19 protein-coding genes are annotated in these 20,623 nt (G+C 58.5%); 9 read left to right on the forward strand and 10 right to left on the reverse strand.

All coding sequences use genetic code 11. The features are described 5' to 3' along the window. The first annotated feature begins 1 nt into the window (after position 1). The 3 genes from AC4LF3_RS16515 to AC4LF3_RS16525 all read left to right on the forward strand — a co-directional run bounded on the left by AC4LF3_RS16515 (position 2) and on the right by AC4LF3_RS16525 (position 2,669). The gene (locus AC4LF3_RS16515) at positions 2 to 1,027 is read left to right on the forward strand and encodes an ROK family protein (RefSeq protein WP_491835855.1); all 1,026 of its coding nucleotides are present in this window, start codon (positions 2 to 4) and stop codon (positions 1,025 to 1,027) included. A 19-nt stretch (positions 1,028 to 1,046) separates the two neighbouring features. Continuing rightward, on the forward strand, positions 1,047 to 2,075 hold the full coding sequence (locus tag AC4LF3_RS16520; RefSeq protein WP_491835857.1) for an SIS domain-containing protein: 1,029 nt from the start codon (positions 1,047 to 1,049) through the stop codon (positions 2,073 to 2,075). Positions 2,076 to 2,255: 180 nt separating this feature from the next. Further along, positions 2,256 to 2,669: a topoisomerase DNA-binding C4 zinc finger domain-containing protein gene (locus tag AC4LF3_RS16525; RefSeq protein ID WP_491835859.1), complete on the forward strand. Its 414-nt coding sequence runs from the start codon at positions 2,256 to 2,258 to the stop codon at positions 2,667 to 2,669. Here the strand turns inward: AC4LF3_RS16525 and AC4LF3_RS16530 are convergent. Further along, positions 2,666 to 3,832, reverse strand: a complete 1,167-nt coding sequence (locus tag AC4LF3_RS16530; protein ID WP_491835861.1) for an MFS transporter — start codon at positions 3,830 to 3,832, stop codon at positions 2,666 to 2,668. The genes AC4LF3_RS16525 and AC4LF3_RS16530 overlap by 4 nt on opposite strands. Positions 3,833 to 4,149: 317 nt before the next feature. Between AC4LF3_RS16530 and AC4LF3_RS16535 the strand changes: the two genes are divergently transcribed. Then, a complete protein-coding gene (locus AC4LF3_RS16535; RefSeq protein ID WP_491835863.1) occupies positions 4,150 to 5,232 on the forward strand; it encodes a GGDEF domain-containing protein in 1,083 nt (360 codons plus the stop codon). A gap of 26 nt (positions 5,233 to 5,258) precedes the next feature. Here the strand turns inward: AC4LF3_RS16535 and AC4LF3_RS16540 are convergent, their stop codons facing one another. Both AC4LF3_RS16540 and AC4LF3_RS16545 read right to left on the reverse strand, forming a co-directional pair. After that, the gene (locus AC4LF3_RS16540; protein ID WP_491835865.1) at positions 5,259 to 6,284 is read right to left on the reverse strand and encodes an alpha/beta fold hydrolase; all 1,026 of its coding nucleotides are present in this window, start codon (positions 6,282 to 6,284) and stop codon (positions 5,259 to 5,261) included. A 166-nt stretch (positions 6,285 to 6,450) separates the two neighbouring features. Next, positions 6,451 to 6,579 carry a hypothetical protein gene (locus tag AC4LF3_RS16545; RefSeq protein WP_258019711.1) on the reverse strand — a complete coding sequence of 43 codons (129 nt, stop codon included), beginning with the start codon at positions 6,577 to 6,579 and terminating at the stop codon, positions 6,451 to 6,453. Here AC4LF3_RS16545 and AC4LF3_RS16550 point away from each other — a divergent pair. Further along, entirely contained in the window at positions 6,578 to 7,684 is a 1,107-nt protein-coding gene (locus AC4LF3_RS16550) for a catalase family protein (protein ID WP_491835867.1), read from the forward strand. The two genes, AC4LF3_RS16545 and AC4LF3_RS16550, sit on opposite strands and share 2 nt — an antisense overlap. Before the next feature lie 18 nt (positions 7,685 to 7,702). Here the strand turns inward: AC4LF3_RS16550 and rbsD are convergent, their stop codons facing one another. The 7 genes from rbsD to AC4LF3_RS16585 all read right to left on the reverse strand — a co-directional run bounded on the left by rbsD (position 7,703) and on the right by AC4LF3_RS16585 (position 15,399). Then, positions 7,703 to 8,107 (reverse strand): D-ribose pyranase, encoded by a 405-nt coding sequence (rbsD, locus tag AC4LF3_RS16555; protein ID WP_010795711.1) that lies wholly within the window; start codon positions 8,105 to 8,107, stop codon positions 7,703 to 7,705. An 8-nt stretch (positions 8,108 to 8,115) separates the two neighbouring features. Beyond that, entirely contained in the window at positions 8,116 to 9,024 is a 909-nt protein-coding gene (gene rbsK / locus AC4LF3_RS16560; protein ID WP_026003976.1) for a ribokinase, read from the reverse strand. Between the two features lies 1 nt (position 9,025). Then, positions 9,026 to 10,042: a LacI family DNA-binding transcriptional regulator gene (locus AC4LF3_RS16565; protein WP_491835870.1), complete on the reverse strand. Its 1,017-nt coding sequence runs from the start codon at positions 10,040 to 10,042 to the stop codon at positions 9,026 to 9,028. Between the two features lie 2 nt (positions 10,043 to 10,044). Next, a complete protein-coding gene (locus AC4LF3_RS16570) occupies positions 10,045 to 11,028 on the reverse strand; it encodes an ABC transporter permease (protein WP_197872636.1) in 984 nt (327 codons plus the stop codon). Then, entirely contained in the window at positions 11,025 to 12,578 is a 1,554-nt protein-coding gene (locus tag AC4LF3_RS16575) for a sugar ABC transporter ATP-binding protein (protein WP_074822175.1), read from the reverse strand. The genes AC4LF3_RS16570 and AC4LF3_RS16575 overlap by 4 nt, the downstream gene beginning before the upstream one ends. 94 nt (positions 12,579 to 12,672) lie before the next feature. Then, positions 12,673 to 13,632: a sugar ABC transporter substrate-binding protein gene (locus tag AC4LF3_RS16580; protein ID WP_150346648.1), complete on the reverse strand. Its 960-nt coding sequence runs from the start codon at positions 13,630 to 13,632 to the stop codon at positions 12,673 to 12,675. Positions 13,633 to 13,803: 171 nt separating this feature from the next. Continuing rightward, the gene (locus tag AC4LF3_RS16585; RefSeq protein WP_491835874.1) at positions 13,804 to 15,399 is read right to left on the reverse strand and encodes a carboxylesterase/lipase family protein; all 1,596 of its coding nucleotides are present in this window, start codon (positions 15,397 to 15,399) and stop codon (positions 13,804 to 13,806) included. 405 nt (positions 15,400 to 15,804) lie between these two features. Here AC4LF3_RS16585 and AC4LF3_RS16590 point away from each other — a divergent pair, with 405 nt between their 5' ends. The 4 genes from AC4LF3_RS16590 (at position 15,805) to AC4LF3_RS16605 (ending at position 20,454) form a co-directional block, all read left to right on the forward strand. Then, entirely contained in the window at positions 15,805 to 16,047 is a 243-nt protein-coding gene (locus AC4LF3_RS16590) for a hypothetical protein (protein ID WP_434134890.1), read from the forward strand. Between the two features lie 94 nt (positions 16,048 to 16,141). Continuing rightward, on the forward strand, positions 16,142 to 17,140 hold the full coding sequence (locus tag AC4LF3_RS16595) for an aldo/keto reductase (protein WP_491835876.1): 999 nt from the start codon (positions 16,142 to 16,144) through the stop codon (positions 17,138 to 17,140). 122 nt (positions 17,141 to 17,262) lie between these two features. After that, positions 17,263 to 18,648, forward strand: a complete 1,386-nt coding sequence (gene hglS, locus AC4LF3_RS16600) for a 2-oxoadipate dioxygenase/decarboxylase HglS (protein ID WP_491835878.1) — start codon at positions 17,263 to 17,265, stop codon at positions 18,646 to 18,648. Between the two features lie 174 nt (positions 18,649 to 18,822). Continuing rightward, positions 18,823 to 20,454 carry a methyl-accepting chemotaxis protein gene (locus tag AC4LF3_RS16605; RefSeq protein WP_491835879.1) on the forward strand — a complete coding sequence of 544 codons (1,632 nt, stop codon included), beginning with the start codon at positions 18,823 to 18,825 and terminating at the stop codon, positions 20,452 to 20,454. Positions 20,455 to 20,623 lie beyond the last annotated feature (169 nt).

A 20,623-nucleotide genomic window follows, 5' to 3' on the forward strand; every position in this document is an offset into this window, starting at 1 on the left:
CATGACACAAGCACTTGAAAAAGAGAGTCTCACGATGCCTGATCAGGGCGTACTGCTGGCCATCGATGTTGGCGGTACTAAAACCCACATTGCCTGCTATGACCCCGCCAGCGAGCAGCTGGCGACTCGGGTCCTGCCGACCCATGCCGAGGGCCTGCTTGGCGAGCCGGCCCTGATGCGCCTGCTTGAGGCCGCACGGGAATGTGCACAGCAACTCGGCGCAACGACCATTCGCAGCGTGGCGGGCGTATTCCCAGGCGTTGTACGTGCTCATACCTTGCTGATGGCACCTAATACACCCGGCTTTGAAGGGCTCGACCTGCACGGCTTGATTGCTCAAGGGTTGGGTACGCCTGCGGTCATGCTGGACAACGACGTCAAGGCCGGTGCATTGGCCGAGGCACGTTGGGGTAGCCTGCAAGGTATCGATCATGCCCTCTACCTGAATCTGGGCACGGGGCTCTCTGCCGCAGCCATTGCCAATGGGCAGCTGATCCGTGGGCATAACGGCGCCGCCATGGAAATTGGCTATATGTTGTCACCGTTTCTGGACCCTGAGCGCGTATCGGACTGGTACAGCCACGAGCAAGGCGGCGCCCCGCTGGAGGAGCTGTTTTCCGGAACGGCCCTGAATCAGCTGGCCGTTGAGCTGCTCGGGCCGGGCCACCAGGCGCTCGACCTGTTCACCAGCCAGGAGCCTCGCGCTCAGCAGGCGCTGCATGTGCGGATTGCTGCCTGCACCGCTCAGGTGGCCAATCTGGCGATCGCCCTGGATGTTGGCCGCATTGCCATTGGTGGAGGGCTTTATCGGCAAGCGGCAACGCTGGCCCCGCTCATCAAGCACATGATTAACCGTACTGTTCCCTTTGCGCCTGAAATCGTCACGGCGCATTTCACGCACGACGCGCCTCTATGGGGCGCGCTGAGTATGGCTATGGATGCCGCCGGGCTTGCTTTTATCCCCGAGCAGATCCTGAGCCAAACCGAGCTTCTTTCCACACCGGACGCTACAGCGTCCGAAGGTTGACGTCCCGAAGGTAACTGCAATGTCCCTGATGTTGAATGAAACCCAGTCCATTCCTGCCGTCCTGCAACGCATGCTGGACGACGACAGTGCTGTTACGGCACTGGCAGACCGTCTGGCTTGCAATCTGCCCGACCTCATGATGACCGTGGCGCGGGGCAGCTCGGATCACGCAGCCGCCTATTTTGCTCATCTGATGATGTGCCGGATCGGCATTCCCAGCCTTTCCATGCCGCTTTCGCTGGTCAGCCTCAATCAGCCGCCCCTGCGCCTCAACAATGCCTGGGTGGCGGCGCTTTCCCAATCTGGCAAGAGTCCGGACCTGATTGCCAGCGTTCGTTATTTGAAATCCCGCGGCGCTCGGGCGACTGCCCTGGTGAATACCCCCGATTCGCCTCTGGCGGCAATTGCTGATGGTGAGGTCTTGCTGCCTGCCGGACTTGAGCAAAGTGTGGCTGCCACCAAGAGCTATGTTGCCATGCTTATGGCAGCCGCCCAGACGGTAGGTTATCTGGAGCGCAACCTGGGTATAAAGTCAGACCTGCTACAAGCGCTCCAGGCATTGCCTCAGCAGATGGAGCGTGCCGTGGAAGCGGACTGGTCCAAGGCCATCGAGGTACTGACACCGATCGACAAGATGCTGGTCATCGGCAGAGGCCCGGCCCTCCCGATTGCCATGGAAGCAGCTCTGAAGCTTAAGGAAACCTGCGGCATACAGGCCGAAGCCTTTTCCAGTGCAGAGGTTAAACACGGCCCGATGGAGATCATCACCGAAGGGTATCCGGTTCTGGTTTTTGCACCTGCCGGCCCTGAGCAGGCCGGCACGCTAGCGTTCGCCCAAGAAATGCGTACCCGCGGAGCCAGGGTATTGGTGGCTGCAACCGAGAACAATGACGGCGTCGATTTACCCAGCGCCCGGACCGACCATGCCATGCTGGAGCCTTTTACCTTGATCCAGAGCTTTTATGTCCTTGCCGAGGCATTGGCCAAGGCGCGTGGCTGCAACCCTGATCAGCCGCGTTACCTGAAAAAGGTGACAGAGACGCATTGATGAGCGCCTGCACGCTCTCGCCATGAATGCCGCCTCTCCCATTCATCGGTGACAAAACAAAGCCCCGACACGCCACTGGTCGGGGCTTATTGCCTTCGACTTAAGCTTGAATGTCCTTTGCCGATAGCCCTCGCATATCAGGCGCACTGTGCGCCGCGCATCAGCCAAATGGATAGAGTCATGGGACGCATGCCGCTTACGCAAAAGGCATTCACTGGATCAGTGCTTTTTCTTCTACCCTACCTGACATGGGCTGGAGATGCGGCTGCCGGGGCACTTTCCGTCAGCGATGCCGCGATCATGCTGGGTATTGTTGGCGTGCTGGTAGCCTGGAGCGTCTATGAGGGGTTGCGCAGCAGTCGAATAACTCAAAAACCCGCGCCGCACCATTCGATCATTGCTGCCAATGCACCTTTGGTTACACCCTGGCAGGCCAACGCGGAGAATTGCCCGTTCTGCTCGGCGCCCATGAGCCTGCGCACGGCCAAGGCTGGCAAGAGCTTTTATGGTTGCAGCCGCGCCCCTGTCTGCCGGGGAACAAAGCTCATCAGCCACGCTGCAAGAACGCATGGCTCTCGTCTATCGAGTCTCTAACCATGTTGCTCCAGTCTGAGGGCACGTCCGCCCCTTGCCTTCAGGGCACACAGTACGAATAAGCCAGCCGCTGCGGCCAATACCAGTGGCAGGCCATTTGGTCCTGCGGACATGGCTGCGCCACTCAGGATGGGACCAGCAAGACTTCCCACGCCCCACAGAAACCCTGCACTGGCATTGGCGGTAATCAGGTCCTGCCCTTGAAAATGCTGCCCGATAAGGGTAATGGCCAGGGTATAGACGCCACCGGCTACCGCACCCAGTATGACCAGCACAGGCCAAAGCAACGCTTGCATCTGGATCAACCAGGGCAGCGCAAGACCAATCAACAAGGCAATCAGACCACAGCCGAGGTAAAGGTGGTTACGGTTGAAGCGATCGGACAGGCAACCCAGCGGGTATTGCAAGCAGGTGTCACCCAGCAGAATGACGGTCGCCATCAGTGCGGCCAGTGCAACCTCGTAACCGTGGCTCAAGGCAAACACGGGAAACATGGACAGCACGACGCTATCAAAAAAGGAGAAGAACACGACGCCTGCGCAGATCGCAGGGGCGACCTTCAGAAAGCCCAACACGGTAAAGGTTTTTTCCTCGACGATAGCCTTGCCGGCGATGGGGTTGGGCAGAAACCGCGCGGTAGCCAGCAAACACACAGCAAAGATCGCCAGAACGATGCCTGTCACCCAGGCACTGCTGGGTCCCAAGGCGGAAACCATGGCAGGCCCAAGCAGCTGAAAACCAGTGAAGAATGTGGCGTACAGGGCAACGACACGGCCACGGTTGGACTCATCGGCAATCTCGTTGACCCAGGCCTCCCCCAGAATGACGATCAGCCCCGCCCCTACTCCCATCAGAAAGCGGAACAGCCCTAACAGGATGAGTTCGGTTCTGAAGACTTCCAGCATGGCGATGCTGATCATGGAGAGGAAAAAGCACAGCAGGTAGATGTGCTTGCGACCAAGCCGTGCGGTGAGCCATTCGACGATAAAGGCCGTCACGAGCATACCGGCGGCCGGCAAGGACGAAAGAATGCCAATGGTCAGGTTGGGGATATCCGCTTCGTGCAGGCGTAGCGCCACGACAGGAATGGTGGCGCCGATACTGAGGCCGACGACAGAAATGCCGACAATCAGCACGGCAAGAATCAGTTTGTTGGGCAGCACACATCAACTCCACGCAAGCCATTCGGGCTGCGTCTCGATACTCATCAGGTAATGGGTGTCCGGCGTTATGAGGTGCCGGTTCAATAGGCTTATTCATACTCAGGGATAAGCGTGTCTTATTAGCTAGCTTACTGTAAGCAACATACCCTTACTAATCGGCGGTTCCTGTACCTCCTCAAGATTGCCGTGCCGCTGATCAAGCGGCTTATTTTCAAGCTGTTCTCACTCAAGACTTACCAGGTCCAGCCGATGTTCTGTAACAACTTTCACGAGCTGAAACGTGCAGCGCCATGCATGTATAAGTCGGGTCGGACTTAATGAGTAATGATCTTTCGGCGTCTGATCGCGCCCAGATTTTGGAAACAGCAACGGATCGTTTCTGGAGCAGGGGTGTACTTGGTATCAAGGCGGTGCTGGGTATTCACATCATTTTTCTGGTGACGTTCATTGCACTGGATGTAAAAGCCCTCTGGCTGACTAACATTGGCAGCGTGGCCATTCATTTCTATTGCCTTCAATTACTCAAGGCCAAGCGCTATCGACTGACAAGCACGCTGCTCATATCAGAAATCGTCGTGCATGCCGTGGTCGCAACCGTGGTCATAGGATGGCATACCGGGTTTTACTACTACTTGCTCTGCATCGTTCCGATTGCCTTGTTCAATTACACCGTTGCCCCCTTCTGGCGCTGGGTAACCTGCATACTGATTTGTACTTGCCTACTGATAGGCAAGGTTACGGATCTGTTTTTCGCCGTTGAACCCCTGCTCATGTTGAGCCCCAAGGTTACAGAGCTGTTCAGCCTGTTCAATCTGAGCTCGGCCATCGTGATGCTGGTCTATATTTCGGCCCTGACGGCTTCCAGCTCGATTGCCATGCAGGCAGACCTGTTTACCCTGGCCAACAAGGACAGCCTGACCAATCTATATACCCGCGGACGCCTGCACAGCGAGGCGCAGCGGTTGTACCGCAGCCCTCAAACGTTCAAGCCGATCTCACTGATCATGCTGGATGTGGATCACTTCAAGAACATCAACGATACCTTTGGCCACGACGTGGGCGATACGGTCCTGCAGCGGGTGTCATCAGTCATTGCCGCCTCAGTGAGAGGCACAGACGTGGCCTCACGCTGGGGTGGTGAGGAGTTTTTGATCCTGATGCGTAATACCGATCTGAAAAATGCCGACAAGATTGCCGAGCGGATCTTGAATGAAATTCGCGCAATACGTTTAGAGGTAGAGGGTGCCACCATCATGGTGACGGCCACGCTGGCGACCTGCGTGATTGGCGAGAGTGAGTGTCTGAAGGATGCAATCAAGCGCACCGACAAGGCGCTTTACCAGGGTAAACAGCAAGGCCGCAACCGAATCATGCGAGCCGCTCAAGCTGTAGCAGCCTGAGCGGCATCAACGGGTGCCCTACCCTGTCAACGGGCTTCTAGCGGAAAGCGCAGCAGCAACCAGTGCAGGAAGACGCGGTTGACCTCATCGGGCCGCTCCTGCTGGGTCCAGTGACCGGAAGATTGGATGGCGCCTCGCTGAAGGTCATGCACGTACGTTTCCATGCCTTCCGACATGGAAGGCGGCAGGAAGGCATCCTGATCTGCCGTGACCATGAGCGAAGGCACGTTTATCTCCGTCGGCAGATTGGCCGAACGCTCCCAGTTACGTGTGATGTTGCGATACCAATTAATGCCACCGGTAAAGCCGGTCTGGCTGAAGGTTTCAACAAAGACGTTGAACTCCTCCTCGGTCAGAAAGGTTTCCCGGGTATCCTGTTCGGGCTGATAGGCCTCCAGCCAGCGCACCAGTGCAAAGGCTGAGCCCTGCTCGGATGCCTTGGCCTTTGCGATACCCGCCCCGTCGACCTCGTCTCCTCCTGGCTTTTTCATCAGGAAACTGAACACTTTACGGGCATCTCGGTTGAAAACGCTGTCTGCCTCGCCGGGCTTCTGGAAGTGCACCTGATACATCTCGTCTCCCATGCGCTGGCGCATCGCCTCGATCGGTTCGACAGGCGGACGTGGCAAATACGGCGTGTTAAGGCCGATCACACCGGCGGTACGGTCAGGATGCAGAAGCGGCATCTGCCAGACCAGCAGACCGCCCCAGTCATGACCACAAAAAATGGCTTTTTCTACCCTCAGATGGTCCAGCAGACCGACCAGATCACCGGTCAGGTGCTCCATATCGTAGGCCTCAACAGCCTGGGGCCGATCGGTCAGTCCATAGCCGCGCTGATCGGGCGCGATGACCCAATACCCCGCTTCACTCAGCGCCTTGATCTGATGACGCCAGGAAAAGGCCAGCTCGGGAAAACCGTGGCAGAGCACAATGGGAATGGCTGGTTTGGAGCCGGTCATTCGAGGGCCGGCCTCGTAATAGGCCATCTGGATACCGTTGACCTGGGCTATACGAGCCGGCGGCATCATGGGAAGTGCTGGGGCAGACATGACGTTCTCCTCTGGTAGACCGTTCTTTAACGGACTGCGGCCAGTAGGAAGGGTTTTATTTCGTAGCGTTTTGTTGCGTTTAAGCGGAATGTGCAGCGGAAAAGATTCGATTCGCTCCAAACGAGACGGTAAGGCCAGGGTTTTGTATACAAAATGCTATCTATTGTCATTCATCAACGCCATTCATGAACAGTCGATAGCAGGGCTTGTCCAGAGTTAGGAAGGCTTGTGGCCAGTACGCACGCCATAACAACGATGCCACATAACGCACCCTGATGAGCTGAGGACTTTCCATGTCGACCACCCTTCCCATTCGCCCACTGCTGTTTGATCCATCATTTGAACAGATCACGGAGGATGAGGCCGAGACCACTCGCGAGCTTGTCGAAACGATGCGCAAGATCATCGAGACGACCTCCGAGGATTATGGGCACGCCGTACGCAGTGTTCATGCCAAGAGCCATGGCTTGTTGCAGGGACGTCTGAAGGTACTGGAAGGTCTGCCACCGGAGCTTGCCCAGGGTGTCTTTGCCAAGATGGGTGACTACCCTGTCGTGCTGCGCTTTTCGACCAACCCTGGAGATCTGCTGGACGATAGCGTCTCCTCGCCGCGGGGGCTTGCGATCAAGGTCATTGGTGTGGAGGGAGATCGTCTACCGGGTAGTGAAGGCCAGCTGACTCAGGATTTCGTAATGGTGAATGCACCGGCTTTTTCGGCAGCAACACCAAAGGCTTTCCTGAAAAGCCTGAAGCTTCTGGCCGAAACCACCGACAAGGCACCGGGCCTCAAGAAAGCGCTGTCGGCTGTTCTGCGCGGTACTGAAAAGGTAATCGAAGCCGTTGGCGGTGAAAGTGCAACGCTCAAATCCTTGGGTGGCCATCCGGAAACCCATATCCTGGGCGAAACCTTCTACACCAGCGTGCCCCTGCTGTATGGCCCTTATTACGCCAAACTCAGCGTGGCGCCTGCTTCTCCCGAGCTGACGGCCCTGACCGACGCACCGCTGAATGTAAACGGCAAACCCAATGGGCTACGCGAGGCGGTAAGCGAATTCTTTGCCAGGCAGGGTGGCGTATGGGAGATGCGGGTTCAGCTGGCTACCGATGCGAAGAAGATGCCCGTCGAGGATGCTTCAGCACAGTGGCCGGAGGAAGAAAGCCCTTATATCACCGTAGCCCGGATCGAAGTCGATCCGCAGCCCACCTGGACGGAGGCCCGCGCCAGGGAAGTAGACGACAGCATGGCGTTCTCACCCTGGCATGGCCTGGCAGCGCATCGTCCCATTGGGGGTGTGATGCGTTCTCGCAAGCCGGCCTACGAGATGTCATCCGGGTTCAGGGGGCAGTTCAACGGTTGCCCCATTCATGAGCCACGCTCACTGAATAGACTGCCTCAGTGAGCGTGCCCTGCCGGTGTCTCAGAAAGTGACGCCAGCAATCAATGCAATATTGGTATAGGGCTGGCATTCGCCGGTGCGGACCTGAACGCGCGCCTTTTTGCATAGCGCCTTGAGGTCCTCATGGCTTACCAGCTGGCGCTTGCCCAACTCGCCCGCGGCGCTTAACCGCTGGATTTCAGCTAAGGCAGGCGGATGCTGGACAACAGTCTCCTCGGCGAGGACATGGGCCTCGACCTGCATTTCACTCACGATGACGCGTAGCGTAGTGGCGAAGTCGGGCACGCCATGAGTCACAGCCAGATCGATACATTCCACGCCGGGCGGTACGGGCATGCCGGCATCACCGATCACGATCACATCACCATGACCAAGGCTGGCGATCACGCGGGATAGCGCACTGTTAAGCAAAGGAGTCTTTTTCATGGGCGCTCTCAGATGTTCAATTCGCGGCGATAGGGAATGGAGGGTTGCGCTCCGGCACGGGTGACGGACAGCGCAGCCGCCTGCTGGCCCAAACGAACGGCCTCTTCCAATGGAAGACCTTCACCCAGGGCAGCGGCAAATCCGCCAACAAAGGTGTCTCCGGCCGCCGTGGTATCCACCGCCTGGACAACCTGCGCCGGGAAGTGCTGCTGCCGTTCGGTATCCTTATACAGCACGCCCTGTGAGCCCATCGTCAGCAGGATACGCTTGGCGCCTGCGTCGAGCAGTTGTTGGGCAGCCTGGGCGGCTGTTTCCAGCGAGTTGACCTCAATACCGGTCAGAAGGCCGGCCTCGCTCTCGTTTGGAACCAGGTAATCCACATGACCATACCAATGAGCAGGCAGCGGGCCTACGGCTGGTGCTGGATTGAGAATGACCGTCTTTCCCAGCTCACGAGCGCGGGTCAATGTCTTTTCGACCGTGGCGACCGACACTTCCAGCTGGGCGATGACCACATCGGCAGCCTGCAATGCGGCGTCGTGGCGGGTCAGGTGCTCGGGCGACAGCTCGCCATTGCTCCCTGCCACGATCACGATGCAGTTCTGCCCATTGTCATCAACCAGAATGGAGGCGATACCGGTCGGTACACCCTCTACGGATTCGACCGTGGAGCACTCGATGCCTTCGGCTTCCAATCCACTGCGCAGCTGCTCGCCGTAGGCGTCACGGCCTACGCAGCCGATCATGGTGACCTGGGCGCCCAAACGGGCACACGCCACTGCCTGATTGGCACCCTTGCCACCAGGCGCTGTCACGAAGCTGCGGCCCGCCAGGGTCTCGCCGCCTACCGGCACGCGGGGGGTTCGTACGACCAGGTCCATATTCAGACTCCCCACGATCACTATTTTTGCTTGCATCTTATGGACTCTCGTTCAATTCGATAGACGCAGTGGACTCGCGTACCATCAGGGTAGGCGCCACCACGGTATGTTCGGGTGTGGGCCGGTGCCGCTGCCCGAGCCGGGCCAGTAGCTGTCCGGCGGCGCGCTCGCCCAATTGCAGGATGGACTGCCCCACCGTGGTCAATGCCGGATAAAGGTAGCGGCTCACGGCAATATCGTCGAAACCCACGATGGACAGCTCCTGCGGAACGCGCAGGCCGCGCTCGGCGGCGGCGCGCAGGATACCGATTCCGATCATGTCGTTCCCGGCAAAAATGGCCGTGGGCGCATTCTTTTCCAACAAGTATGCGGCAGCGGTATAACCGGCGGCGCTGGTAAACTCGGTATTGAGCAGCCACGCAGGCTGTATCGTCTGCCCAGCTTCCTTCATCGCACGGCAATAACCGGCCAGACGTTCCTGAGCGACCAGCGTTTCGGCAGGTCCACCCAGGCAGGCGATACGCCGATGACCCAACTCCAACAGGTGCCTTGTTGCCAGATAGCCGCCCTCTTCATGGTCGATCTGCACCAGATCCGCCTCCACGCCTTCCAGCGGGCGGTCGACCAGTACCATCGGCACCTTGACTGCAGCCAAGGCCTGGGCGAACTCACCGTCGCCGCCCACGGTGGCCACGATCAAGCCGTCGATACGACGCTCCAGCAGCACACGCAGGTAACGGCGCTGCTTGTCGTTATTGTCATCGGAGTTGCAGAGGATGACGCTGTAGCCGTTACGCTCGCAGTGATCCTCGATACCCCGCGCCAGCTCCGCGAAGTACGGGTTGCTGCCATTGGGCACGAGCAGCCCGATGGTGCTGGTGGCCTTGGCCTTGAGCGAGCGGGCTACACCGCTGGGAACGTAGCCCAGCTGGTCAATGGCCGCCTCGACCTTGGTGCGTACTTCGGGGCTAACCGGGCGAGTACCATTGAGCACGTGCGACACGGTGGTATAGGAGATACCGGCCAGTGCCGCAACGTCCTTGATGGTCGCCATGGTTAGGCTCGGCGCTTGGCGCGATGGCTGCGGTAGGTGTCCAGCACCACGGCCACCACGATCACCGCACCGGTAATGATGCGTTTGGTCGGCTCGCTGGCACCAATCTGTGCAAGCCCGGCGGCCAGCACGGAAATGATCAGCACGCCAAAGAACGTGCTGATGACCGAACCGCGTCCACCCATGAGGCTCGTTCCGCCGATCACTACCGCCGCGATGACCTGCAATTCAAGCCCGGCGCCTGCGTTGGGGTCAGCCGCTTCCAGACGGGACACCTGAAACAACGCGGCCAACCCTGCCAACAGACCCATCAGGGCAAAAACCAGGATTTTGTAAGGCTTGGGGTTGATACCCGCCAGGCGCACTGCTTCTTCATTGGTGCCGATAGCGACGAGATAGCGGCCAAACACGCTACGCGTCAGCAAGGCATGGGCAACAGCAATCACCAGCAGCGCGATGATAAAGGAAGGCGAAATCCCAAAGGCGAACGGCGTGGATAGCCAACCATAGGCGTCACCGATGTAGGCCGTGCGCGAATCCGTCAGTTGGTAAGCCAAGCCCCGCGCCATTTCCAGCACACCCAGGGAGACGATAAATGAAGGAATTCGCCACGCCACGGTTACGCTGCCCGTCACGGTGCCTGCCAAGGCTGCACAAACCATACCTAGGGCCGCTGCCGGGAAGATACCCCAGCCCCAGTTGAGCGTAGCCACACTGACAACCGATGCCGCCAGTGCCAGCACCGAGCCTACGGACAAGTCGATCCCACCGATGATGAGGATCAGCGTCATGCCCACCGACAGCACCATCAGGTCCGGAATCTGGTTGGCCAGGGTGGTGAAGGTGTTATAGGACAGGAAATGGCTGCTCATGGCGGAGAACAGCACGATCATGGCCAGCAAGGCACCGGCCAGTCCCAGGTAGGTGCCCAGGCCGGACACACTGCTGCTGCGCTTGGGCGCGGCCGGAGTTACGGTAGTGTTCATACGGAGAGTTCCTGTATGGGAGAAACCGCTTCGCCCAGCATCGCTTCACGGCTGCTGTATCCGGCAAAGGCGGCGGCCAGGAGGCGATCCTGGCTCCAATCGTTACGGTCAAAGGTTTCCATGAGACGGCCGGCAGACAACACGGCAATCCGATCGCAGATCAACATCAGCTCACGCAGGTCACTGGACACGACAACGAGCCCCTTGCCCTGCCGGGTCAGTTCGCCCAGTAAGCCGTAGATATCGAACTTGGCGCCGATGTCGATGCCCCGGGTAGGCTCATCGAACAACAGCACCTGACAATCACGCTCCAGCCAGCGGCCGATTACGACCTTCTGCTGATTACCGCCGGAAAGCTCACCCACCGGCTGATGGGGGCTGGAGCTGCGAATGCGCATGGCCTTGATCTGCCGCTCAGCCAACGCAAGTTCGGACGCAGACTGAACCACGCCGCGCTTGGCAACGGCAGGCATATTGCCCAGCGCCAGATTCGCGCAGATGGACTGGGTGAGTAACAGCCCCTCCCCCTTGCGATCTTCGGTGATCAGGGCGATGCCATTGCGTACCGCCTCGGCTGGCGAGCTGACGTTGACTTCACGCAGCGGATTACCCACAAAAACACGCCCGCTATCGGCCCGGTCGGCGCCGTAGATGAGCCGCAGCAATTCGGTACGACCCGCGCCGATCAAGCCGGAAATACCGAGAATCTCTCCAGCGCGAACCTCGAACGATACATCGCAGACCTTGCCGGCACGGCTCAGCTTGTCCACTTTCAGTATCGGCGCGCCAATGTGGCGCTCGCCCAGGTCAATATGCTCACCCAGCTCACGTCCCACCATCAGCGCTACCAGCTGATCGGTGTTGTAACGGCTAATGGACTCGGCGGCGACCAACCGGCCATCGCGTAGAACCGCGATCCGCTGGGAGATGCGCTTGAGTTCTTCCAGGCGGTGGGAGATGTAGACGATGGCGACACCACGGGCCTGCAGGCGCTCGATCTGCTCGAACAACAGGTCGACCTCGCGCGCCGTCAGCATGGCGGTAGGCTCGTCGAGAATCAGGATGCGGCAGTCACCGATCAGATTACGGGCGATCTCGACCATCTGCTGGTGGCCGACCCCCAGATCAGAGACCAGGGTATCCGGATCAATAGCATCCAGCCCGACCTGCGCCATGGCCAGCCGTGCCTGCTCACGCAACCTCCCGCGGGAAATCCACCCGCCCCGACTGGGCAGGTTATCGAGAAACAGGTTTTCGGCAACGGTCAGGGTCGGCAGCAGGTTGAGCTCCTGCATAACCATGCGCACGCCCAGGCGCTCGGCCTCGGTGCGGCTACCGGGGGTGTAGGGCTGATCGAGAAAGGTCATCTGCCCGGTCGTGGGCGGAGTCAGCCCCGCGATGATCTTGGACAACGTACTCTTGCCGGCGCCGTTCTCACCTGTCAGCGCCAACACCTCGCCGGGATACAGCTCAAGGCTGACCTCTCCCAGAACGGGTTGCGCATAGGTCTTGCCGATGCCGGTAATGGAAAGGACTGGCCTGCCCGACATGACGGTCTCCTTTAAAACTCAGGTGCCCCGCAAGACTCCGGTGCAGAGGCGAATACGATCGACTCCGCGCCAAAGCCCGGCGGGTAAGGATGAATTACGGCTTGGTTACCAGCTCGACAGGCGTTTCGATCACACCGTCGACAGCACCGGTGGACTCACCCTTGACCAGCTTGAGCGCAGCGTCGATACCAAAGACCGCCTGCTTGCTGGCGTACTGGTCAGCCGTAGCCAGAACGCGGCCGTCCTTGAGCATGGGCTTGATGGCATTGATGTTGTCGTAACCCACTACCAATACTTCGCCCTTTTTGCCCGCAGCGCGAACGGCAGAAACAGCGCCTAGGGCCATGCTGTCATTACCAGCCAGCAGCGCCTTCAGATTGGGATGTTCGTTCATCATGGCAGAGGCCACGGCGTTGCCCTTGTCGATCTCCCAGGAGCCGGACTGGACACCCACGATCTTCATGTTGGCCGCTTCCATAGCGTCCTTGAAGCCAGCGGTGCGCTGCTGGGCATTGAAGGTAGTGGAAACGCCCTCGATGATGCCAACTTCGTCACCGGCCTTGAGCTGCTTGGCCAGGTACTCACCTACCAGACGGGCACCCTTGCGGTTATCCGGGCCTACGAAGGGCACCTCAAGCTGCTTGCTCTTGAGTACGTCCTGATCCAGACGGTTGTCGATGTTGACGACCTTGATGCCTGCATCCATGGCTTTCTTGATGACGGGCACCAACGCCTTGGAATCTGCCGGTGCGATGACGATGGCATCGACCTGGGACACGATCATCTGCTCGACAATACGAATCTGGCTGGACGTGTCGGTTTCGTCCTTGATGCCATTGGAGATCAGATCGAACTGGTCAGAATGCTCTTTTTGATAACCCTTGGCACCGTCTTCCATAGTGCGGAAGAACTCGTTGGCGAGAGACTTCATCACCAGCGCGACCTTGGGTTTATCCGCATCCTGAGCATAAGCCGCGGACAAGGGCAGAAAAGCGGAAGTCGTGGAAAACAGAACAGCAGCAGCGAGAAGCCGCATAGGGCGGGATGCGTTCATGGTGCACTCCATTGTTGTCTTTGTTATGGCGCAAACGTTTGCGTGGCAAAACTATGAGAAGAATTGGCAGAATTGTCAATCTGCGAAGTGTGATGGCGGACGGGTTGCCAGAGAGAGAAAAACAGGGAAAACAGGCATGTCGAGCCGGCAAGGACCGGCTCGACGAATAGCTTACGGTTTGGCGTGCTGAGTTTTCTCGATCAGGTCGAGGCGCTCTTTCCAGGGGTCCTCTTTAAGAACCGGACCTTCATCGGCCGTGAAATCCATGACCAGATTGCCCTCACGGTTGAACGGTAGCCAGCGCGCCACATTTGTACCGTTGGGATTACCCGTCTTGATGAAGTTGACAAAGATGGCGTGAGCATCGCTGGCCATGTCCTGATCCTTGTCCGTTACCTTGTCGCCATATCGCGCTTCCAGCGTTTTGAAGAAATAGGGAATTTCGCTGGCATGCTGCGCCCCTTTGGTCTCACTGCGCAGCGAATCGGCGACGTAGGAGAAGCGATAAAGAAATGCCTGGCGATCATGCTGGGAGATCTTGTCGGCCACGAAGCGAGCCGGCTCGGTCATCATCCGGTCCATGGCAACCGCAGCCCCTACCGCCTGCACATCACCTGTATTTTCCGGGTCGTATAGCTGACGAGCCCGCTCTGCCTCACGCCCAAACGGTGCGAACAGCTCATCCATTGTCTTGGCCGTATTGAAGCCAAGATCGGCGCTGGTCGAACCGCTCAGCATAGGCACCTTGTTTTCCTGACCAGCGCTGTAGACCTGTTCCGGTGTACCCACCACGACCCGCCCGTCGAGTACCGGTCCGCCCACGTAAGTAGAGGTATTGCTGCCCATGGTCATCATGTTCAGGTCGCCCAGCACACGGCTGGCCGGCAATTCACGCAGCGCCTTCAATGCCTCGGAACCAGTGCCTTCAACACCAACACTGCGGGCGAAATTCTTGCCGATGGTCTCGGCGGAGGGATTCCCGGGCAAGTCACGGCTGACCTCATGCAGCTCACCCATCAAGGAACGTCCGCCCCCTGACATGACGATGGCACGGTCAAACAGCCCCCGCGTCAGTGGTGTGGTCGTGATATTGAGCACCGAGCCGCCGCCAGCAGACTCACCCATGACGGTAACGTTGTTTGGGTCACCGCCGAACTGACGGATGTTGCGCTTCACCCATTGCAGCGCAGCGATCTGATCCATGTAGCCATAGTTACCCAGCGGACCTTCCTTTGCAGCCGTTAGCGCGGGATGTCCAAAAAAGCCGAAGCGGCCAAGCCGGTAGTTGAAACTGACAAAGACCACGCCATCGCGGGCAAAAGCACTGCCGTCATAGACCGACGGCGAAGCCCCGCCATTTACATAACCGCCCCCATAGATCCAGACGACAACCGGCAACGTGGCCTTGCGGTTTGCCGTCTCCTGCGCCGGACGCCAGACGTTGAGGTACAGGCAGTCCTCGGAGGGCTCTACGCCCAAGGGAGCTGCATCGCTGGCCATCGGCTTTTGCATGCAGTCTGCACCATAGGCAGTCGCCTCACGCACTCCGCGCCAGGGCTTCACACGCTGAGGCGCACGCCACCGGTTCTCACCCACCGGCGGGGCCGCAAAGGGAATGCCTTTGAAGGAGATGACATCGCCCGACTGGCTGCCTTTCAAGCGGCCACTGTCGATGCCTACCTCAGTCAACGCGCCGGGTTGAGCGAAGGCACCCAGAGGCGCCATGAGCAGCCCCAGGGTTATCAGTTTCTTTAGGGATGGAGTCATTGTTTTTCCTTTTGGCAGATCAACGGCGCCAGCCGCCTGCAGAGCATCTGGGGCTCCTGCGGGTGTGACTTGCAGGCCGCTGTCGTGGTTCCACCACCAGACCTTGCGCCAGCGTGTCTGGTACGCAGCCCGAACCTGTTTTTCCACACGAATCCATACCGCGACGGCGACCTTTGGTCTGCGAACGCGGTTGCATTGAGGATCAAAACATCATTTGCACTGTCACAGCGGGAGTTGATGGCAATAGAGCATCATCTCGCCCTTAACCACAGATCGGCGCGCCTTTAAAAGCGTAGCCGAGACCAGACGCGGTATCGACTCGCCATACTTTCCGAGACTCATGCGGGAAAGCCCCTGGTAATGGAATGCCGCAGTTTGATGACTGCCGATAAAAGGACCCCACCCATGAGCATCGCCTCGATCATTGCCCTGATTCTTATCGTCGTCGTAGGAATTCCCTCCTTCAAGATCATTAGGGAAACGTTAGGCCGCGCGCGCCTGCTGGAAGATCAGCTGGTGGCCATCAGTACGCAACTCAGAGACGTCGAATTCAAGCTGGAAGAGCTGGATGACAAAGTGGCCGCTACACCGACCTTGCGCTCTTCAGAGCGTGTGGCGCGAGCCGAGGAAGAGGCCGCTCATCACTGAATGAGCGCTTAGCCAGGCTAACGCTGCGCGCCTGGGGCGTAGATGCCAGCAGGGACCGGTCTATGGTGAACGTCTTCTTTTAGGAGCTTTCGCCATGCTTACACGCACGCTCGGCAAGATCGGCCCCCAGGTATCCGCGCTGGGCCTTGGATGTATGGGCATGTCGGACCTGTATGGTCCGGCAGACCGTACAGAAAGTATTGCCACGATCCACGCGGCGCTGGAAGCGGGCGTCAACCTGCTCGACACCGGTGATTTCTACGGCATGGGCCATAACGAGCTGTTGATTGCCGAAGCGCTCAGGGATCGCCGGGAGGCAGTAACGATCAGCGTAAAGTTCGGTGCCCTGCGAGGGCCAGACGGGGCTTGGATGGGTTACGACGGCCGCCCCAAGGCTATCCGGAATTTCCTGGCGTACACGCTCAAACGCCTGAATACGGATCATGTGGATATCTACCGTATTGCCCGCCTCGATCCAGACGTTCCTATCGAAGATACCGTGGGCGCCATCGCCGAAATGGTCAAGGCAGGCTATGTGCGCCATGTCGGCCTCTCCGAAGTTGGGGCCGATACGATCCGCCGGGCCGCGGCCGTTACCCCTATCGCTGATCTGCAAATCGAATACTCACTAATTTCACGCGGAATCGAAGCGGACATCCTGCCTACCTGCCGTGAACTTGGCATCGGAATCACGGCCTATGGCGTGCTCTCACGTGGACTTATCAGCGGTCACTGGTCAAAAGACCGCGGAGGTGAGCAGGACTTTCGCGCCATCAGCCCGCGCTTTCAGGGCAGCAATCTGGACGCCAACCTCAAGCTGGCCGACACGCTCAAAGTCATTGCTCAAGAGAAAGGGGTTACCGCGGCACAGATGGCAATCGCCTGGGTGCTGGCGCACGGTGAAGATATTGTCCCGCTGGTAGGCGCACGTACCCGTGAACGTTTGCATGAGTCGCTGGGTGCACTGGATATCATGCTAACCGCCGAGGAGCTGGCCAGAATCGAGCAGGCCATTCCCGCCAACGCCGCGGCAGGAGAACGCTATCCCGCCGCTCAATTGGCTCACATGGACAGTGAGAAGCGGCACGACTGAGCGGCTTGTCTGATTCCCTTTATGAATGAATGGGTGAATTTTTGTCATTTGTAAGGCAGGAAAGCGGCCAGCAGAATGGACTGATACCTCTATAGTCCGGCCCATCTAAGGAGCGGTATGCCATGACGACGCAGGCTTTTGTCGATCCCGATGAGATTCGCGCCCGGTTCTCCCGAGCCATGTCCGACATGTACAAGGCCGAAGTGCCCCTGTACGGAACATTGCTGGAGCTGGTGAGCGATATCAATCAGCGTACGCTGGCAAACAATCCGACCTTGGCAGAGCAGCTGCGCCAGACGGGTGAAATCGAGCGGCTGGACCAGGAGCGCCATGGGGCGATCCGTGTAGGTACGGCGCAGGAGCTGGCTACGCTGCGGCGCCTGTTCGCAGTCATGGGCATGTATCCGGTGGGTTATTACGATCTTTCCGAAGCAGGCGTGCCAGTGCATTCCACTGCGTTTCGGGCCGTCCACGAGGCTTCGCTGCAAAAGAGTCCCTTTCGCGTGTTTACTTCTCTGCTCCGTCTGGAGCTGATCGAGGACGAAGCACTCAAGCAGAAAGCCGCAGCGATTCTGGCGCAGCGCATTATCTTTACATCACGTGCACTGGAACTGATCGCCCGCTGTGAGACCGAAGGCGGCCTGAGCGAAAGCGACGCCGATGCCTTCGTGCGTGAAGCCCTGGAAACCTTCCGTTGGCACGGCGAGGCCACAGTCAGCGCCGAGGTATATCAGCAGCTGCACGACCAGCATCGTCTGATTGCCGATATCGTAGCGTTCAAGGGGCCGCACATCAATCACCTGACGCCCCGGACCTTGGATATTGATGCCATCCAGCAAGACATGCCGTCACGGGGGATTACGCCCAAGACGGTCATCGAGGGACCACCCCCCCGCCGCTGCCCTGTTCTGCTTCGCCAGACAAGCTTCAAGGCGTTGCAGGAAAAGGTGACCTTCATCGATGAACAGGGCAATGCCGTTGCTGGCAGCCACACGGCCCGCTTTGGCGAGATCGAGCAGCGTGGTGTTGCATTGACGCCCAAGGGACGTGCGCTCTACGACAAGCTCCTGAACATTGCCCGCACCCAGGCTCCCAGCGAGAGCAACGCCCAGGCATACATGCAGGCACTGACCGACATATTCGCAGAGCTGCCGGACAGCTATGAATCCTTGAGAAAGCAGGGGCTGGCCTATTTTCGTTACTTCGTCACCGACAAGGACGATGCGGTTACCCAGGATGGGCCAAGAGATCTGGATGCCTTGATCCAATCAGGTTATATCCACTATGAACCACTGGTATATGAGGACTTTCTGCCGGTCAGCGCGGCCGGTATTTTCCAGTCTAACCTGGGCGATCAGGCTCAGACGCAGTATGCCGAGGCGTCCAGTAAGGACCGCTTCGAGCAGGCACTGGGCGCGTCGGTACTGGATGAGCTGGCCCTGTACGCCGAGACCCAGGCGCGCTCGCTCAAGCGCTGTGAAGAGCAGCTGGGAATACCCCTTTCATAAGGCCGCAAGGCTCAAAGCGCTCCTCTTACCAACGGAGCGCTTTAGATAGCCGCGCTAGAGCGGCTGCCGAATAATCGCCATCTGCAGGGTGCGTCCAGCCTAAAGATATTTCATTTTTTTACCGATACAGAGCAGGTGAAACCTTTACTGCCTTCTCCTATCGGAGCGCGTCCCATGTTGTCCAATTTAAGTATTGCCAAAAAGCTTGGTGCAGGCTTTGGGCTTATCATCGCGATCATCTGCATCCTGGTGTATGTAGCCCGCCACGGCTTTACCGAGGTCGATAATTCGGTCAAGTGGAACATCCATACCTATCAGACCATTGATGGGGCTAACAACCTGTTGATTAGCCTGACCAACATCGAAACGGCTATGCGTGGATTTGCCCTCAGCGGTCAGGATGACTTTCTGGAACCTTACAACGCTGGGAAAACGGCGTTCGAGCAAACCTGGACGAAGCTTAAAAACCTGACGTCGGATAACCCGACCCAACAAAGCCGTCTGGATGAACTCAAGGCCACGCAAATGAAGTGGCTGAGCGAAGACATCGAGCGTTCCATCCAGCTACGCCGCGCAGTCGTACAAGGTGCCTCCTCCATGGACGACATGGTGCAACGCATCATCGACCGTCAGGACAAGGCCAAGATGGACAAGATGCGCAAGATCATCGCTGACTTCAGCAACGATGAGTCCAAGCTGCTGGGCGTGCGTAATGAAGCCATGCAGTCTGCCGAACAGGTTGCTATCTGGACGCTTATCGGGGGTGGAATCCTGGCTGCCCTAGCGGCCATAGTCATTGCCTTCAGCCTATCCGTATCCATCAAGCGCCGTCTGAATGATGCCATTCAGGTTGCTCAGGCCATTGCCGCTGGCCGTCTGGATACTCAGATCCGCAGCACCGGCGAAGATGAAATTGGCAGCTTGCTTAAGGCCTTCAACGCCATGCAGCAGCGCCTGCGGGAAATGATTTCCGAGATCAAGGGTGGTGCCGAGCAGCTTCTGACGGCCGCTCGCGATATCTCCAACACCTCGGAGCAACTGGCTGTCGCCGCACGGGACCAGTCAAGCTCGGCATCCTCCATGGCCGCTACCGTGGAAGAACTCACCGTCAGCATCAGTCATGTCTCGACCAGCGCGAACGAGGCCCATGGTATTTCTACTGACTCCGGCAAGCGCTCCATCCAGGGTGGCAATGTCATCAAGCAAACCTTGGACAGCATGACGCAGATCGCCGGTACGGTGCAGAGCTCGGCTGAACAGATTTCCGAGCTGGACCGCCACGCCGATCAGATCACTTCCATCGTGAACGTGATCAGCGAGATTGCCGAGCAGACTAACCTGTTGGCCCTGAACGCAGCCATCGAGGCCGCCCGTGCAGGTGACCAGGGCCGCGGCTTTGCGGTGGTCGCCGATGAAGTTCGCCTGCTGGCGCAGCGCACCGGCAAGTCAACCCAGGAAATCGCCGACATGATCAAGAAGATCCAGGCGAGTACCCAGGACGCGGTTAGCAGCATGAACGTGGGCGTGACTCAGGTGAACCAGGGTGTGGAACTGGCTCACTCGGCCAGCCAGGCCATCGACGAGATTCGCAGTGGCTCGGATCGCATCATCTCCGTGGTTGACCAGATCTCCATGGCACTGCGTGAACAATCTGCTGCCAGCCAGGATGTAGCTCGCAGCGTGGAGCGCATCGCACAGATGGCAGAGACCAACAGCCATTCCATTGAAAGCGCCTCGCGCAATGCATCGAGCATTCAGCATCTGGCCCAGTCATTGGACAAGCAGGTCGCGCAGTTCCGCTTGTAAGCCCTGTGTGTTGAAAAGCCCACCGCCTGGTGGGCTTTTTCCTGGGTGCGTCAATAACGCCCGGCGAATTTCGCTACGTTTTAGTCGGCACTGCGCTTAGAATGCGCGCCCTGCTCCCAAGAGCAGATCAACGTCATGGGTTCCCTCACCCCATTCCACTAAAAAGGAT

The organism is Pseudomonas sp. C2.3V, assembly GCF_058536325.1.